Source organism: Flavobacterium sp. 22659 (assembly GCF_052044235.1).
Classification (GTDB): Bacteria; Bacteroidota; Bacteroidia; order Flavobacteriales; family Flavobacteriaceae; genus Flavobacterium; species Flavobacterium johnsoniae.
The window spans coordinates 1-474 of sequence record NZ_JBQEMU010000051.1 but is presented as its reverse complement, the minus strand read 5'-3'; the positions used below and the strand labels follow the sequence as shown (position 1 = coordinate 474).

Annotated in this window: 1 protein-coding gene; it reads right to left on the bottom strand. The window is 42.2% G+C overall.

The genetic code is table 11. From position 1 onward, the window contains the following. Nucleotides 1-474, bottom strand: a 474-nt coding sequence (locus ACTJIW_RS24185; protein ID WP_440718503.1) for a SprB repeat-containing protein, incomplete at both ends; no start/stop codon positions are given.

The following is a 474-nucleotide window of genomic DNA, read 5'->3' as shown; positions in this document are numbered from 1 at the left end:
CCGAACCTGTACATCCTTTACCATCTTTTACATAGAATGTGTAAGATCCTGCTGACAGTCCTGTAAATACAGGGTTTACTGTAAATCCTGTTGCAGCATTGTTGCTGTATGTATAGTTTCCTGATCCGCCTGCACCTGTAAGGGTTACAGAACCATCTGCGTTTCCGTTACATGTTGCCGATACTGGAACTGCTGTTACTGTAGGGTTTGCAATTGGGTCAACTGTTGCTGTTGCTGTTTTTGGACATCCGTTAGCATCTGTAACTACAAATGTATAAGTGTCTGCATTAGCAGCAGTAACAGAATATGTAAATGTAGGACCGGTTATTGGAGCACTTGGGGCGCTTACTGAACCTGAACCTTTTTGAACTGTATAAGTAAACGGTGCTCTTCCGCCTCCAATGGTTACTGTAATAACAGCATTTGGAGAAGCTGTACAATCTAATTCTTTTGTAACCTGAGCACCTGTTGTTA